This is a genomic window from Streptosporangium jomthongense (genome assembly GCF_042650425.1).
Lineage (GTDB): Bacteria > Actinomycetota > Actinomycetes > Streptosporangiales > Streptosporangiaceae > Streptosporangium.
In genome coordinates this window covers 25,195-40,733 of record NZ_JBHSBC010000058.1, presented here as the reverse complement: position 1 = coordinate 40,733, position 15,539 = coordinate 25,195, and the positions used below count along the sequence as shown (strand labels likewise).

Below are 15,539 nucleotides of genomic sequence, written 5' to 3'. Positions count from 1 at the left end.
AGTGCTTGAGTTCTCCTCGCTGTGGGCGGGGCCGTTCTCAGGCGTTCTCGCGCTCGGCCCGCCCGCGGATCAGCAGGATCTTGGGCGGGTGCACCTCGGTGTCGATCGTCAGGGCGACCATCGGGTTCTCGCGCAGGGCCGGAGGCTTCGGGGCGTTCTTCGTGGTGCACATGACGATCTCCGAGCCGTTCCAGGTGAACGCGATCGGAATGTTCCTGGGCGTGCCGTCCTTGGCCACGTACGCCAGCCGGGCCACGTGACGGGCCGGCAGCTCCCGGCTGATCGGCCGGTCCGGAATCTCGGTGATCTCGTTCGCTCGCATGGCCGTTCCTCCAAGGTCGTCGTCGTGTTCCACCCCGGGGACGGAGCCGCCGGAGCGTTCTCGACGTCCGTCGGCTCCGAGTTTCGGATTATCTCCGGCCGCCACCGCCGGACCCGGCGGTCGTCTCTTCCCATGGGATCCCCGGGGATGAGCTGATCGATCATGCCGGTGGGGTTGTCACGCCGCTCGAAGACCTGTGCCGGCGTGTCGACTCCGTGAACGACAGGCGGCCGGGGAGGTCGGTGAGACGTTCGACGCGGAGCACGGTCTCCTCCGCCGCCGGTGACGGCTCACCGGTGACGAAGTCGATGCCGCGGTCCAGCCAGACGCCGGTGAGCCCGGCGAGGGAGGCCGCGTTCACGTCACTTTCCAGCATGTCGCCCACGTTGACCGCCCGGGCCGGGTCCGTCCGCATCCACCGGCAGGCGGCGGCGTAGGCGGCGGGCTTGGCCGTACCGAGCTCGGTCGGGGTCAGGACGGCCTCGAAGTACTCCAGGAGGCCGAAGCGGGCGAGCTTGGCGCGCTGCTGTCCGGGGTCGCCGTTGGTGAGGACGGCCAGGCGCGGTCCGTGGGGGAGTCGTTTCAGGGTCTCCAGACATGGCCGGACGTCGGGATAGCTCCGCCAGGACTTCTCGAACGCGGTGAGGTAGCGCTCGGTGATCCAGGCGTCCAGAAGAGCGGGGTCCTCCGGGACCGGCTCGCCGAGCATGGGCAGGAAGGAGCGGACCCTACGCCGGTGGTGTTCGGCGAAGGAACACTGACCGGCGAGGTACTCCCGCATGTGGCGTCCCTCCAGCGTCCACCACGACGTCACCAGCTCCTCCAATGGAGCCGTCGCGTTGGGCGCGGCCCGGACGACCTGGCCGATCGTTTCCAGGACCGCGCTTCGGTGATCCACCAGGGTGCCGTCCAGGTCGAAGAAAATCACATCCGCCATGGCAGGATCATCCCTTGGCACCCGTCCCCGGCACGCGGGGGGTGGAGCCGTCCGGCGGCTTCACCCGAGGGCCCGGCGAGCCGACACCGTCGGAAAACCGCTTGAGGCCTCCTGCCGCGTTCCCGTAGCTTGCCCCAAGCACCGTCGTCGTGAGGACAGAGGACAAGACCGCGTGACCCCGCCTGCTCTTTGACCTGACACGTTTCTTCGCTCACCTGTAGCCGACGCTCTCGTCGGTTCCGCCGGGCTGCCCTCGCGCGCCCGGTTCCGCGGCGTTTGAGGCCGCGCGCAATCGGCCTCGTGTCAGGTCTAGAGAGATCATGTCTTCACAACCTCATATCGTGCTGCCCTGGGTCATCCGTCGGACCAGGCTTCCCCTGCTGTCGTTGCGGTGCGTGGACTGCCGGTCGGAGTCGGCCACCACCGGCGAGGGCAGGTTCCGCGTCAACGCCAACGGCAAGCTGCTGGACGTGTGGCTGCTGGTCCGCTGCGTGTCCTGCGACCGGACGAGCAAGCTCACCGTGCACGAGCGGGCGCCGGTCAGATCCCTCGATCCGGCCCAACTCGACGGCTATCTCGTCAACGATCCGGGACTGGTGGCGTCCAGACTGCTGGACCCGCTGTTCGCCCAGCGCAACCACTTCACCCTCGACTGGACGGGGGCCTGGCGGCTGGAGACCCCGTCGGCATGGCTCGACGAGGCGTGGCCGGTCCAGGTGGAGGTCACCTTCGACGATCCGGTGCCGGTGCGTCCGGAACGGCTCATCGCGCGGGGGCTCGGCCTCAGCAGGAACGAGGTGTTGCGCCGGGTCAAGTGCGACGTCTCGCTGCGCCGTACGACGAGCACCGGATTCACCTTCACCGTGATGGCTGAGAACTAGAGGTGGTGAGGCCACCCGGCCTCACCACCTCCTCGGAGTCGTCGTCACGCGCCGGGCCGTACGAGGCCGCTCTCGTAGGCCAAAATGACCAGCTGGACCCTGTCGCGCACGTTCAGTTTGGCGATGGCCCTGGTGATGTGGGTCTTGGCGGTGAACGGGCTGATGACGAGGTGCTCGGCGATCTCGTTGTTGGAGAGTCCGAGCGCCACGAGCTTGACCGTCTCCAGTTCCCGGGAGGTGAGGGCGGCCATTCGCCGCCCCGCGTCAGGCGTGAAGTCCTGCCGGTGGGCGAACCGCTCGACGACACGGCGGGTGACGCCCGGCGACAGGAGCGCGTCCCCACCGGCGACGGCGGCGACCGCCCGGCGGAGTTCCGCGGGCTCGACCTCCTTGGTGAGGAAGCCGCTGGCTCCGGCGCGCAGGGCGGCGAAGACGTGTTCGTCGGTGTCGAACGTGGTGAGGATGATGACGCGGCAGCCCAGGATGGCCGGGTCGGTGACGATGCGGCGCGTGGCGGTGATCCCGTCGGTGCCCGGCATGCGGATGTCCATGAGAACCACGTCAGGGCGGGTGCTCACGGTCAGCCGTACGGCTTCGTCGCCGTCCTGGGCCTCGCCGACGACGGTGATGTCCCGGGAGCGGGCCAGCAGGCTGCGGAAGCCGGCCCGTACGAGCGCCTGGTCGTCGGCGAGGAGGACCTTGATCGTCATGCCATCGAGCCTGCCACAGGGATGTCGGCCCGTACGGCGAAGCCGCCACCGGGGACGGGGCCCGCGGTGAACTCGCCCCCGAGCGCGCTCACCCGTTCGCGCATGCCGGCCAGGCCGTGGCCCTCGGTGACATCGGCGCCACCCGGGACGCCGCGGCCGTCGTCGATGATCTCGACGGTGATCGAGTGCAGCCGGTAGCCGATCGTCACCTCGGCCTTGCTCGCCTCCCCGTGCTTGAGCGTGTTGGCCAGGGACTCCTGAACGACGCGGTAGACGGCGATGGCGGGAGTGGCGGAGACGGCCGCGCGGTCGCCGCGCTCATCGAGGATCACCTCAAGCCCGGCGGCGCGGATGTCCGCGATGAGAGCGTCCAGGGAGGCCAGGTCCGCCTGGGGCGCGATGTCGGCCGGGCTGTCACGCAGGGTCGCGATGAGCGAGCGAAGGTCGCTCATCGCCCGGTTCCTGACGTCCTTCGCCAGGCGTAGCGCGGCGGCGGCCTCGGCCGGGTCCTCCTGGAGGGTGTCGGCGGCGACGTTGAGCTGCACCCCGACGACGGCCAGGGTGTGCGCGATGATGTCGTGTACCTCGTGCGAGACGTGCAGCCGTTCCTCGGCGGCGCGGGCACGGTTGTCGGATTCGCGCAACCGCTCACGCCAGCGCGTCGTGGCGGCGTAGGTGAGGCCGGCGGCGATGAGGATCGCCAGGAGCAGTCCTTCCCCCACGACGTGGGTCAGATAGTGGGTCGGGTTCCTGTCCAGGACCCAGCGGGCGTCGACAGCGGAGTAGACCAGTTGGGCCAGGCCGATGACGGGCACCCAGCGCACACGTGGTGTGGTGGCCACGGTGAAGTAGGCGACCGCGACCGGCCAGATCCAACCGGGGGGAGACCAGTGTCCGGTGAGGTGGTAGACGAAGACACCGCCGATCGACAACAGCAGCACGGTCATCGGCCAGCGGCGTCTTACCAGCAGGAGCGCTCCGAGAAACAGACCGAGGGGGATCTGGCCCTGCCAGGGGCTGTGCACCCCGGTGGCGAGGGCCACGGCGACGAAGAAGACCAGGGTCAGGACGGCGAGCGTGATGTCGATGATCCGGGCGAAGTGCCGGACAGGAGTGGGTTCGCGCCGTGCGAACGACTCGGCCATGCGGAGGCCCCGGATCCGATCAGACGTGGGTGACCAGGAGGGTCACGCCCGCCTCACCGCCGCAGTCGACGAAGACAGGGCCGACGCCGTTACCGATCCTGGGGGAGAGGGTCGCCTTCGCCACGAATCCCTTCGGGTCGTCCTTCACGATGCGGATGTTCTGCAGCACCGGGTTCTTCAAGTCGATCCCGGCGACCACTGCCTTGAGCCCCTTGCCGCCGCCGCAGTGGCCAGTGATCGTCACCTCCTGGCCCCGTTCGGTGGTGGGGTTGGGGCTGACCTGAACCACGGCCCTGGCTCCCTTCGGCGGCTTCGGCGCGGCCGTCGCAACGGTGGCCTCACCGGCCGTGCCGGTCTGGGCGCCGGCCGGTGCCCAGGCCGATCCCAGCAGACCGGCCGTCAGGCTCAGCCCGGCGATCGCCGTCATCACTCGCTTGTTCATGGTGATTCCTCCAGCTTTCGTGTCGTTGTTTCAAGGGGAAACGTTAGGCCGGGCAGTGGCGGGAGCGCGTCGTCCGTCGATCGTCACCTGATCTTGCACCGTTCGCCGTACGCGTTACTCCAAAGGGAGTAGGCATCGAGCCTCAAGGACGGTGACCCGCGCCCTGAATCCGCAGGTCCGCCGCCTGACGGCCGGTTCCGGTCGCGAGCGTCATCCCTGAAAACGATCTCCGTCGAGCGCTACCTTCCTGGGTTGAGCCGGAGGTCCTCCTCACGCCAGAGGCGGCAGCCGTACACGACTGACACCGTGAACAGGGTGAAACGTGCACTCATCATCACCGCCATGGCCCTCACACTGGCCGGATGCGGCTCCACCCCACCGCAACGCCTGACGATCCCGAAGCCGACGGGCCCGCATCCGGTGGGGACCGTCTCGGTCCACCTGGTCGATCAGTCCCGTTCGGATCCCTGGAAGGGCTCCGGCAGGAAGCGGGAGCTGATGGTCAGCCTGTGGTACCCGGCCCGGGACACGCAGGCCCACCCGATCGCCCCCTGGATGCCGAAGGCGGCGGCGGAGCAGTACCTGAAGATGAACGACCTGGAGCCGGGCTCGTTGCTGACGGACAGAACCGACGGCCACGAGGGCGCGCCCGCCGACACGAGCCTGGGCGAACTGCCGGTCGTCCTGTACTCACCGGGCGCCAACGCCTCGCGCGCGTACGGGACCGGCGTCGTCGAGGAACTGGCCAGCCGGGGATACGCGGTGGTCACCGTCGATCACCCCTATGACGCGGCGGTGGTGGAGTTCCCCGGCGGCCGGGTTGAGACAGGTGACGAGGTGACCGACTTCGCCAAGGCGGTCGACATCCGGGTGGCCGACGTGCGGTTCGTCCTGGACAGCCTGCCCTCCCTGGAGGAGAAACTGCCCGGTCGTGACGGGAAGCCGCTCTTCGACCTCGCGCGCATCGGAATGTTCGGGCACTTGCTCGGTGGCGCGGCCACCTCCTCCGCCATGTACGCCGACCCCCGGATCAAGGCCGGGCTCGGCCTGGACGGCGCCATCCTCGGCAAGGTCGCGCAGTCCGGTCTCGACCGGCCGTACATGGTGGTCGACACCAACGGGAAGGGCGGCATGGCGACCAATCCGACGCTGCGCACCTTCTGGGACGGGCTGCGGGGCTGGCGGCTCAACGTGACCCTCAAGGGTGCGGCCCACAACTCCTTCGGCGACGACGTCCTGCTCATCCCCATGTCGGCCAAGCCACTGGGGCTGGGCAAGGCGCAGCTTGAGGAGGTCGTCGGCACGATCCCGGCCGAGCGGGCGCTGGCCTTCCAGCGCGCCTACCCGCTGGCCTTCTTCGAGCAGAACCTGCGCGGCCGTCCGCAGGCGTTGCTGCGGGGCCCGTCAGCCGCCTTCCCCGAGGTCTCCTACCGCCGCTGACGGCGCCTGCCCGCCGGCCGTGACCAGGCCGCCCTCGTAGGCGGCGATGACGAGCTGCGCCCGGTCGTGCGCGGCGAGCTTGGCCAGCAGGCTGCGGATATGGGTCTTGACCGTCGCCTGCCCGATGCCGAGCCGCTCGGCGATCTGCGGGTTGGTCAGCCCCTGAGCCACCAGCAGGAGCACCTCCCGCTCCCGGCCGGACAGCTGGGTCAGCCCCGCCGCGAGCCGGGCCGGGATCCCAGTGAACCCGCGCCGGGCGAACTCCCCGATCAGTCGCGTGGTGACCGACGGAGCCAGCAACGCCTGTCCTTCCCCCACGACGCGCAGCGCCTCCAGCAGGTCGCCCGGCCGGGTGTCCTTCAGCAGGAATCCGCTGGCTCCGGCCCGCAACGCCCCGTAGACGTACTCGTCGAGATCGAACGTGGTCAGCATCACCACCCGCGTCGCGGCGGTCACCGGGTCGGTCCGGATCAGCTCGGTGGCCTTGATCCCGTCGAGGCCGGGCATGCGGACGTCCATGAGCACCAGATCGGGCCGCAGGCCGCGGGCCAGCTCCACGGCCTGCTCTCCGGTCCCGGCCTCGCCGACGGTCTCCAGGTCGGGGGCGGTGTCGATCAGCCTGCACAGCCCCGCGCGCAGCAACGCCTGGTCCTCGGCGACCAGCACCGTGAACGTGCTCATCTCTCGTCCTTCCCGGAACCGCCCCGCGACAGCAGCCTTGCGCGGACGGCGAAGCCGCCTCCGGGCTCCGGCCCCGCCGAGAACGTCCCGCCGTACAGGGTCACCCGCTCCTCCAGCCCGGCCAGCCCGTGGCCCCCCTCCCGCGGCGCGCCCCCGCGGCCGTCGTCGACGACCTCGACCACCAGCTCATGCTCCGCCCGGGTGCCGACGGCCACCCGGCATCGGGCCGGTCCGGCGTGTTTGAGCACGTTGGTCAGCGACTCCTGCACGAGGCGATAGACGACGAGGGCCTCCTCGTCGCCGAGCGCGAGGCCGGGCTCGACGTCGAGTTCCACCCGTACGTCACCGGCCGGGATCGCCGCGACCAGCTCGCGCAACGAGTCCAACGTGTACGGCGGGCCGTCCCGGTCTGCTGAGTCGTCGCGGAGCAGACCGAGGAGCCTGCGCAGGTCCGCCAGCGCCTTCCGGCCGGTCTCCTCGATGATCGACAGGGCCTCGCCCGCCTCTTCTGGGTGCGTGGCGGCGATGTGGTTGGCGATGCCGGCCCGCATGGAGATCAGCCCCATGCTGTGGGCGACGACGTCGTGCACGTCACGAGCCATGCGCAGCCGTTCCGCCGTGGCCGCGGCCTGCGCCGACCGTGCGACGGCCTGCGCGGCGTACGCGCGCTGCTCCCGTACGGCAAGCCCGATCGTCCACGCCAGGCCGAGCGTCAGCCAGGCGAATCCGCACGCCGACGCGGCCTCTGCCCATGAGAGCGAGCCGATCGCGGAGCCGGCGGCGGTCACCGCCAGCGCGGCCACCAGCGCCGCCACCGCCGTCCGGCGCGCCTCCAGCAGCGCCACCGCGTGCAGCGCGACCGCCAAGGGCACGAACGGCTCCTCCCACCCGGTGAACGGCGCGAACACCGCCGCCACCAGGACCAGGACGCAGACCGTCACCGGCCACCGGCGCCGGACCGCCAGTGGCAGGCAGGCCAGCGCGATCACCGGCACGGCCGCGTACGTCGGCACTCGGGCAGACTCCGGCACCAGCACCGCCGACGCTGAGAACCCGGCGGCCAGGGCGAAGGCCGCGAACACGTCGACGGCGACCCAGTGTCCCGGTCGCAGCCTGCGCGCGATCAAGGGACGCCGTTCGGCCATGCGCCCACCCTAGAGGGACGGGCCTCACCAGGCACCGCGGCACCGTGTCAAAGCTCATGATCACGCGGCTTCGCCGTCGGGTACGGTTCCAGCCGGGCAAATCGTGTTCGTCAAACTTGTCATGGAACGTCTGACTGGTGAGAAGATCGGGGGTGCTCCGAATAGCAAAAGCGGTACTCGCAAGGTTGCCGGAACCGCTGCACGCGCTTGCGCTGAAGCACCGCGAACTACTGAAGTTCACAGCGGTCGGTGGGACGGCGTTCCTCGTGGACAACGCGATGTTCTATGGGCTGAAGCTGACCGTTCTGGAACCGAAGCCCGTGACCGCGAAGATCATCGCAGTGCTCGTGGCGACGATCGTGTCCTACGTGCTGAACCGCGAATGGTCGTTCCGGGCCAGGGGCGGTCGCGAGCGCCGTCACGAGGCGGCGCTGTTCTTCCTGGTCAGCGGGATCGGCCTGGTGCTCAACTCCGCACCGCTGTGGGTCTCGCGATACGCGTTCGGCATGGAGACGCCGGATGTGAGCCTGGTGGCCCAGGAGATCGCCGACTTCGTGAGCGCGCAGGTCGTCGGCACGCTGATCGCCATGGTCTTCCGCTTCTGGGCGTTCCGGAAGTGGGTCTTCCCCGAGGAGAGGATCCGGCCCGGCCGTGTACGGCTGGCCCCCGCCTCCGATGCCACGGACAAGGCGGCCTGACGGCGGCGAATCCAGAAGCCGGCCCTCAAGGGGCCCCGCAAGCTGCGTCGGCGATTCCCTGGGCTCCTTCAGGGGTCATCCCTGGAGGGGGTGGGTTCTTCACCTTCGATTTCACCACGGGCAGCCGGGTGCGGCAGGACGACAAGGTCGTTCACATCACCCCGCCCGGCGGCCGACCGTCGAGAGCGCACCTCCTGTCGTATCCGGACCTGTCGTATCCGGACCGCGAAGAAACGCTTCACCCCGCACCCAGAACGGTGCCGCCCGCGACCCACAGCGGGCGGCACCGTTCCCCTTCCGGGAGGCCGGCTCAGCATCCAGACGTGCCCTGACCGGGAACGGCTCGGTCAGCCGCGCTTGGCGGACGGCCAGCCGTGACCCCAGCCGCCCTGGACCATGGTCTGGAACGCCCACCCGTTCTCCGCCCGCACCAGCAGGTCGACGTAGTGCATGCGGTGCTCCTGGCCTTCGATCGTCATCGTCGCCTCGGTCTCCACGACCACCAGGTTCGGGGTGAGAAAGCGCGGGGTGCGCGTCGAACGCAGGTCAAGCCCGGCGGTGCCGCCGCCCATGGACTCCTTCATCGCCTCGACATACTCGGCTCGCGTCCACTGGCGGACGCTCGCGTAGCCGCCCGGCGTGTCGGTGGCCACGTTCATCGGGAAGACCGCCAGGTCAGCCAGTTGCTCGATGGAGCCCCGCTCGGCCAGCGCATCGTAGTCGGCGAACCATTCCTCGACGCTCTTCAGTTCTTCGGCACTCGGCTGGTACATGCTGCTCCTCCTTGTAACGTACGTCGTACCGTACACCATACGGAACACTGGTTCTCACATAGGGGTGCCACCGGAAAACACAGAAGAAGGATCGGACCGGACTTCGGCGACAGCGGGTGACGACCTGATGGAAAGCACCTCTGTCTGAAACTCACCGGCACCGAACCGGACGGCGAGCAACTGACGCTGTTCGGCACCGACGAGCAGGACACGCCCAGAGGCGATGAGGATGGTACGGCGGACGCCGCGGCCTGATCCTCCAATGACCGGCTCGCAGCCCACATCGCCGCCCTGAGCTGAGCTTCTTTCCGATCGCTTAATCGTTGATCTGGGCATGCCCTTGGCTGACGCGCAGCGGGCGCGGATCGAGCCACTGTTCCCGAGTCGAACACATGGCCGCGCCGCCACGCCGCTGCCTGACGGCAGAGCGTGGCGGCGCGGTCTCCTACTCGGTCTGCGGTCGCACCTCCGTGATGGCCGAGGAACGGCTGACGACCACGGCACCGACGGCCAGCCCGGCGATGGCGAGGACCGCTGCGATCAGGAACGGGTCTGCGGCGTGCACGGCGGGGGCGAACCCGATGCCCACGTAGACTGCTACGCCGCTTGCCCCGCCGAGCTGGTCGGCTGCTCGCTGGACGCCGGAGGCGATCCCGGCGTCCTCGTCGGTCGTTCCGCTGACCGCGATGTACTGCAGCCCCACCAGCCCGAAGCCCATCCCGGCGGCGATCAGCAGCATCGCCGGAAGCAGCCACGTCGCCCCGGCACCCAGGGCTGCCACAAGCGCGATCACCGTCATCGCGCCCGCAGCGGCTCCGAGACCTGCCAGCACGCACGCGCGTGCTCCCCAACGGCCCAGCTGCCTCGGCACGAGAACCGAGGCCGCGATCAGCGCAACAGCCAGCGGGAGCATCGTGAGGCCGGCTCCCAGCGGACCGATTCCGAGACGGTTCTGCAGGTAGAACGTGAACAGCAGGAATGAGGTCGACAACGCCCCGCTGAGCAGCATCGTTGTCAGGTTCGCCCTCACCCGGGCACGGTTGGCGAAGAAGGCCGGCGGCACCAGCGGGTTCGAGGACCGCGACTCGACCCGCACGAACCCGGCGGCGGCCAGCACCGCACCTGCCAGCGCTGCCAGGCTCACCCACGGGCTCGTTCCGGATTCTCCTGCTTCGACCGCGGCGTAGGTGAACGACAGCGGGCACGCAGTCAGCAGGAGCGCGCCCGGCAGGTCCAGCCGGGCCCGTTTACGTGAAGCGGGACGGTCGGCCTTGACGAGCACGAGCGCGGCCATGATCACGACCAGGACGAACGGCACCGAGATCAGGAAGACCCAGCGCCAACCCAGATGGGCGGTGATGATTCCGGAGAGGGCGAATCCCAGCACCAGCCCGCAGCTGGCGACTGCGGCCCACACGCTCAGGGCCCGCGACCGGCGTGGGCCCTCGGGGAACATCAGCACGATGGTGGCCATCGCCGCCGGCAGTGCGATAGCCTCGCCGGCCCCCTGGAAGAGGCGCGCGGCCACCAGGACCGCGAACGAGGGGGCCAGCCCCGCCAGCAGCGATGCCGCACCGAACAGGGTCGTGCCGGCCAACAGCGTGCGACGGCGGCCTAGCAGGTCGCTGAGGCGACCGCCGAGCATGAGCAGCCCGCCGCCGGTGATGGTGTAGCCAACCACTATCCAGGTCAGCGACTGGCCGTCGACGCCGAGATCCGCGCCGATTGAGGGCAGCGCGATGTTGACCACGGTCACGTCGACCGCGATGAAGAACTGCAGCATGGCCATCGCGCACAGTACGAGCCATGCGCGTGCGGGAGACGGGCTTTGCCCGCGGGAAGAAGTAGTGCCTGAAAGCATCGAGTGCTCCGTCGCTCTGAAGAGTTTCCGAGCAGCACAAACGGCCGCTCCGGACTGATCACGAAGCGACTGGACGTTCCAGGATGGGTGGTGCTGAGAGTCGAACGTCCCGCCGCTAGCGGGACGTCCTGGTCACTGCCGCACAAGCGGCCGAGCACGATGCGCCTGACATGCCGATCAGCCTAGCAGCAGCGCCTGTCACCCCCCCCCGGCGCGTCAGGATCACCTGTCCGCGCGACCTCTGAGCCGAGTCCACTGAGCCGTTTAGCGTGACTTCTCGTTCCGATGGCCGCCAGACCTCGAATCGATGCCCCGTCTGGCCAGATCGGCCGCGATGCCGTCCAGGATGCCGGCAAGTCCTGAGGCGAACAGGGCGTCGAGGTCCCAGGGAGTGGCGCCTGCGCGCATCGCGCGGGCGAGCCGGGGATATGCCCCGGGTGCGAAAAGCGGATTCTGTGCTTCATTCGAGGCTTTCACCCCCTGAGCTGGGGCGATTCGCGCCTGCCGTTCCGCCTCCATGTCGCTGACGTAGGTCAGCGCCACGCCCTGCACGTACGAGGCGAACATGAACATGTACCGGAAAGCCTCGGCGGGTTCGAGGTCGAGTCCGTCGAACGCGGAGAAAGCGCTTTCACTGTCCGCCGCGAGAGCCGGGCTGAAGTACGCGCGGGTTGTCACCATGACTCTCGGCAGGATCCACGGGTGGCGGTGGTAAAGGTCCCAGTCACGGTATGCGGCGCGTTCGAGACCGTGACGCCAGTCCCGCGGCGCCGAGTCGGGCAGGGGCACATCGGCCATCGCGGCCTCCACCATCAGGGCCACCAGGTCGTCCTTGGACGCCACGTGCCGGTACAAGGACATGGTGCCGGTGCCGAGGTCCATGGCGACCCGGCGCATCGACAGCGCGTCGAGTCCCTCCGCGTCCGCGATGACGATCCCGGCTCGCACGATGCGTTCAACGGTGAGATGCGGCGCGCCGTCGTTGTCTTCCGGGGTGCCGGTCGGTGCCTCCACTCTGCGTGCCCGGTACGCCTTCGCTTGGCACGCGCGGGAGCAGTAGAGCCTCGGTCGGCCCCGATCGGCGGGTTCCAGCGACTTTCCGCATGACGCGCATGCCGGTTGCACCGACATCACCACACTCCTTTTCGTCACACACTCCGGGTTGTGTCGAAATCCTAGACCATCGAGGATTCCAGCGTGCGGTGCAGGCGAACCAGCAGCTCAAAAAGATGCTGTACGAATTCAACGTTCATGCGTATCGTGTACGCTCCAGTGCGTACAAAGTACCCACCGGGGCGATTTACCCCGACCTGGCCAACGCGACTCAGGAACCGAGGAAATGACTGAAGTAGACAGAACAGCCGGAGCCAGGGAGTGGGTCGGGCTCGCGGTCCTGGTATTGCCCTGCGTACTGGCGTCCATGGATATGTCCGTCATGTTCGTCGCGCTCCCGTCCCTGACGGCCGACCTCAAGCCGAGCAGCTCCGAACTGTTGTGGATCATGGATGCTTACGGCTTCCTCCTCGCCGGCCTGCTCATCACGATGGGTACGCTCGGCGACCGGATCGGACGGCGGCGGGTGCTGCTGGCGGGCGCCGCGGCCTTCGGTGCCGCCTCCGTTCTGGCGGCCTACTCGACCGGCTCCGGGTCGCTCATCGCGGCCCGCGCGCTCCTGGGCATCGCCGGATCCACGCTGGCGCCGTCCACGCTTTCCCTGATCCGCAACATGTTCCACGACGCCAAACAGCGGGCTGCCGCGGTCGGTGTCTGGACGGCGGGCTTCGCGGGCGGCGCCGTACTCGGCCCGATCATCGGCGGACTGCTGCTGGAGCACTTCTGGTGGGGGTCGGTCTTCCTGATCAACGTGCCGGTGATGGCCCTGCTCCTGGTCCTCGGCCCGCTGCTGCTCCCCGAATATCGCGACCCCAGGCCGGGCCGTTTCGACCTGCTCGGCGCCGCCCTGTCCCTTCTGGCCGTACTCGGCGTCATCTACGGCGTCAAACTGCTGGCGGAGCGCGGTCTTGAGTGGGTTCCCCTGTTGTACTGCGCCGCCGGACTCGCCGTAGGGGCGGCCTTCGTCCACCGTCAGCGCGTGACCGCGAACCCCATGATCGACCTTGCGCTGTTCCGCACACGCCGGTTCAACGTGCCCTTGCTCATCGGCGCGCTGGCGACATTCGGACTGGTCGGCTTCTCCCTGTTCAACTGGCAGTTCATGCAGCTCGTTCTGGGCATGGGACCGTTCGAGTCGGCTCTGTGGTCCCTGCCCACCTTCCTCGTGATGCCGCTGGGCATCGCACTGGCCACCGCGATCGCGCCCCGCATCGGTAAACCCAACGTGATCGCCGCCGGGCTGCTCGTGGCAGCCGTCGGCTACGCCATGCTGACCCTGATCCAAGCCGGTTCGGGAATCGGCTACCTCGTCAGCGGCCTGACAATCGTCGCGATCGGTATCGGCGGAGTCTCCGCCGTGGTCACCGAGGTAATCCTGTCCGCCGCACCACCGGAGCGGGCCGGGGCGGCCTCCGCCATGGCCGAGACCTCGGCCGAGTTCGGCGGGGCGCTGGGCATCGCGATCCTGGGCAGCGTCGGCACCGCCGTCTACCGTTCGGAACTGGCGGCCAAGGCTCCTGACACCCTCACGCCCAAGGAACTGGAGGCCGCGCGGAACACCCTCGGCGGTGCCGTCGACACAGCCGCGACCCTTCCGGAGGGCACCGCCGAAATGCTACGCAGCGTGGCATTCAACGCTTTCGCCCAGGAGATGCGGATCGCCTCGGTGGTCTGCGTCGTTCTGATGATGGGCGCGGCCGTCCTCATCGCCCTCCTGCTCCGCACCGCACGCACCCGGCCCGGATCCGAGGCCCCGGAATCCGCAGCAGGACACAACGGCCGGGACCAAGCAGGTGACCTGGACTTCACGGCGACCCCATCGTGAGCAAAGGTCTCGCAGGCCGTACCGGCGCCCGCCCGGCTGCCCGGGCCCTGGCGCCCAGGGGATCCGTAGTACTCGCGGAAAATCGGGCGGATACGAACCTGATCTGATGCGCTGTACGCGTTACCGGCGCCGTGCCGCCGGGTCTCGGTTGTTCCGCCGGCGGGCCAGGGCCTTGGGGGGCAGGCGGGCGTAGTGGGCCAGGAGGGTGGAGGTGCTGGCGCTGTCCTCGGCAGCGTGAGTGAGGGCGGAGCGGCGTGGCCGGTGAGGTGTCCAGGGCCCGCCAGGGCAACCGGTGGCGCGATCGAGTGGGTGTACTGGGACAGCGCACCGCCCACCTGCCGCCCCAGGTACTCCGGCTTCCGGATGGCAGGACCCGCACGAAACGACCGGTGTTCCTGTCCGAGCGTCGCCCGCCGCCCGCCGCCCGGCCGACATCTGCCCGTACACCGGGCGCGCCCGCCTCGGCTACGACCGCGCCCGCGTCCTGCTGGACAAGTACGCCGGGTTCGATCTGCACCAGCTGCGCCACAGCGCCGCCACCCACCTCGGCGAGACTGAAGTGCCGCTGCAGCTCATCATGGGCAAGACCCGGCGCAAGAGCCCCCGCACCGCAATCCGCTACGTCAAACCCGGACCTGAGGCCATCGTCACGGCCACCGAGGTCCTCGCGCCCCGTCGCCGTGCCCACTGACCAACTGAGTGGACGTGGTGGGCGCTCACCTCGCTGCGGTCGCGGACGAGAAGCGGTGTGCCTGGTCAGCCCTTATCCAATATGTTAACCGTGGTTCCCGTTTCTTTCAGAGAGGTACGTACGTGGCCGAGTCCGACGAGCTGGAGTCCCTCATCTCGCAGGGGCGCAAACATGGGGTGCGCAAGCGGGTCATCCTGTTGCAGGCGGCCCGGCTCTTCGTGGAGCGTGGTTACGCCGACACGGGGATCGACGACATCGGGGTCGCGGTGGGCATCTCCGGACCCGCGGTCTACCGGCATTTTCCCGGCAAGCAGGCCATCCTTCTCGCCCTGATCGAGTTGTCGCTGGAACGCCTTCGGGAGGGGACGCAAGCCGCGCTGGCCAACCGGGACCGGGACCCGCAGGAGGCGCTGATCGCCCTGGTGGACTGGTTCTCCCGGTCGTCCGTCGAGAACCGGAGCCTGACTCTGATCATGCAGGCCGAGCTTCTGTGGCTGCCGGAGCAGGATCGGCGGCGGCTCAACCGCCAGATGCGGCAGATACGTGAGGAGTGGGTCGGGCTGCTGATCGAGGTACGGCCGGAGTTGTCGGACCTCGCGGCGCGGATCGCCGTCACCTCCGTCATGGGGATGGTGACGGCGGTGCTCGCCGCCCGGCTGAGCGACGACATCCGGGCGCTGGGCGTGCACCTGCGAGCCCAGATGCTCGCCGTCCTGCATGCGCCGGCTGGATTGTGACGGTCCGGATCAAGCAAAAAGTTAACGTGTATATACTTTTTGCTTTGGGAGGGTGCTGTGGGAGCGGACTCGGCGCACGGTCCGTGAGCGCTCGTCCTCGTACGGGATGTCGTAGCGCCAGTCGTCGCCACTGGTGCG

Annotated in this window: 16 protein-coding genes; 6 read left to right on the top strand and 10 right to left on the bottom strand. The window is 69.0% G+C overall.

Annotation, left to right across the window (positions count from 1 at the left end; genetic code table 11):
- Positions 1-37: 37 nt before the first annotated feature.
- Both ACFOYY_RS40940 and ACFOYY_RS40935 read right to left on the bottom strand, forming a co-directional pair.
- Positions 38-322: a pyridoxamine 5'-phosphate oxidase family protein gene (locus ACFOYY_RS40940; protein ID WP_386196874.1), complete on the bottom strand. Its 285-nt coding sequence runs from the start codon at positions 320-322 to the stop codon at positions 38-40.
- Positions 323-482: 160 nt separating this feature from the next.
- Positions 483-1,259, bottom strand: coding sequence for an HAD family hydrolase (locus ACFOYY_RS40935; protein WP_386196872.1), 777 nt, complete (start codon positions 1,257-1,259; stop codon positions 483-485).
- A gap of 341 nt (positions 1,260-1,600) precedes the next feature.
- On the opposite strand from ACFOYY_RS40935, the gene ACFOYY_RS40930 reads away from it, so the two are divergent.
- A complete protein-coding gene (locus ACFOYY_RS40930) occupies positions 1,601-2,140 on the top strand; it encodes a DUF1062 domain-containing protein (RefSeq protein ID WP_386196870.1) in 540 nt (179 codons plus the stop codon).
- Positions 2,141-2,184: 44 nt separating this feature from the next.
- Here the strand turns inward: ACFOYY_RS40930 and ACFOYY_RS40925 are convergent, their stop codons facing one another.
- Genes ACFOYY_RS40925 through ACFOYY_RS40915 form a run of 3 tightly spaced genes read right to left on the bottom strand, consistent with a single transcriptional unit; the run spans position 2,185 to position 4,437 of the window.
- Positions 2,185-2,850 carry a response regulator transcription factor gene (locus ACFOYY_RS40925; RefSeq protein ID WP_362784968.1) on the bottom strand — a complete coding sequence of 222 codons (666 nt, stop codon included), beginning with the start codon at positions 2,848-2,850 and terminating at the stop codon, positions 2,185-2,187.
- Positions 2,847-3,995 carry a sensor histidine kinase gene (locus ACFOYY_RS40920; RefSeq protein ID WP_362784966.1) on the bottom strand — a complete coding sequence of 383 codons (1,149 nt, stop codon included), beginning with the start codon at positions 3,993-3,995 and terminating at the stop codon, positions 2,847-2,849. The genes ACFOYY_RS40925 and ACFOYY_RS40920 overlap by 4 nt, the downstream gene beginning before the upstream one ends.
- A gap of 19 nt (positions 3,996-4,014) precedes the next feature.
- Entirely contained in the window at positions 4,015-4,437 is a 423-nt protein-coding gene (locus tag ACFOYY_RS40915; RefSeq protein WP_352012180.1) for a hypothetical protein, read from the bottom strand.
- A 315-nt stretch (positions 4,438-4,752) separates the two neighbouring features.
- Between ACFOYY_RS40915 and ACFOYY_RS40910 the strand changes: the two genes are divergently transcribed.
- Positions 4,753-5,877, top strand: a complete 1,125-nt coding sequence (locus tag ACFOYY_RS40910; RefSeq protein WP_386196868.1) for an alpha/beta hydrolase family protein — start codon at positions 4,753-4,755, stop codon at positions 5,875-5,877.
- On the opposite strand, the gene ACFOYY_RS40905 is transcribed toward ACFOYY_RS40910, so the two are convergent.
- A complete protein-coding gene (locus tag ACFOYY_RS40905; protein WP_386196866.1) occupies positions 5,842-6,558 on the bottom strand; it encodes a response regulator in 717 nt (238 codons plus the stop codon). The genes ACFOYY_RS40910 and ACFOYY_RS40905 overlap by 36 nt on opposite strands.
- Positions 6,555-7,703: a sensor histidine kinase gene (locus tag ACFOYY_RS40900; protein WP_386196865.1), complete on the bottom strand. Its 1,149-nt coding sequence runs from the start codon at positions 7,701-7,703 to the stop codon at positions 6,555-6,557. Before ACFOYY_RS40900 ends, ACFOYY_RS40905 begins: the two co-directional genes overlap by 4 nt.
- Positions 7,704-7,888: 185 nt before the next feature.
- On the opposite strand from ACFOYY_RS40900, the gene ACFOYY_RS40895 reads away from it, so the two are divergent.
- Complete coding sequence (locus ACFOYY_RS40895; protein WP_362912909.1) at positions 7,889-8,401, top strand: GtrA family protein; 513 nt, start codon at positions 7,889-7,891, stop codon at positions 8,399-8,401.
- Between the two features lie 347 nt (positions 8,402-8,748).
- Here the strand turns inward: ACFOYY_RS40895 and ACFOYY_RS40890 are convergent, their stop codons facing one another.
- The 3 genes from ACFOYY_RS40890 to ACFOYY_RS40880 all read right to left on the bottom strand — a co-directional run bounded on the left by ACFOYY_RS40890 (position 8,749) and on the right by ACFOYY_RS40880 (position 12,049).
- Positions 8,749-9,174: a nuclear transport factor 2 family protein gene (locus ACFOYY_RS40890; RefSeq protein ID WP_362912911.1), complete on the bottom strand. Its 426-nt coding sequence runs from the start codon at positions 9,172-9,174 to the stop codon at positions 8,749-8,751.
- A 445-nt stretch (positions 9,175-9,619) separates the two neighbouring features.
- Positions 9,620-10,963: an MFS transporter gene (locus ACFOYY_RS40885; RefSeq protein ID WP_386196862.1), complete on the bottom strand. Its 1,344-nt coding sequence runs from the start codon at positions 10,961-10,963 to the stop codon at positions 9,620-9,622.
- 336 nt (positions 10,964-11,299) lie between these two features.
- Complete coding sequence (locus ACFOYY_RS40880) at positions 11,300-12,049, bottom strand: TetR/AcrR family transcriptional regulator (protein ID WP_386196860.1); 750 nt, start codon at positions 12,047-12,049, stop codon at positions 11,300-11,302.
- Positions 12,050-12,374: 325 nt separating this feature from the next.
- On the opposite strand from ACFOYY_RS40880, the gene ACFOYY_RS40875 reads away from it, so the two are divergent.
- From ACFOYY_RS40875 to ACFOYY_RS40865, 3 genes are all read left to right on the top strand, one after another.
- Positions 12,375-13,973 carry an MFS transporter gene (locus ACFOYY_RS40875; protein WP_386196858.1) on the top strand — a complete coding sequence of 533 codons (1,599 nt, stop codon included), beginning with the start codon at positions 12,375-12,377 and terminating at the stop codon, positions 13,971-13,973.
- A gap of 292 nt (positions 13,974-14,265) precedes the next feature.
- The gene (locus ACFOYY_RS40870) at positions 14,266-14,664 is read left to right on the top strand and encodes a hypothetical protein (protein ID WP_386196856.1); all 399 of its coding nucleotides are present in this window, start codon (positions 14,266-14,268) and stop codon (positions 14,662-14,664) included.
- A gap of 122 nt (positions 14,665-14,786) precedes the next feature.
- Positions 14,787-15,401: a TetR/AcrR family transcriptional regulator gene (locus tag ACFOYY_RS40865; protein ID WP_352012190.1), complete on the top strand. Its 615-nt coding sequence runs from the start codon at positions 14,787-14,789 to the stop codon at positions 15,399-15,401.
- The last annotated feature ends 138 nt before the right edge of the window (positions 15,402-15,539 follow it).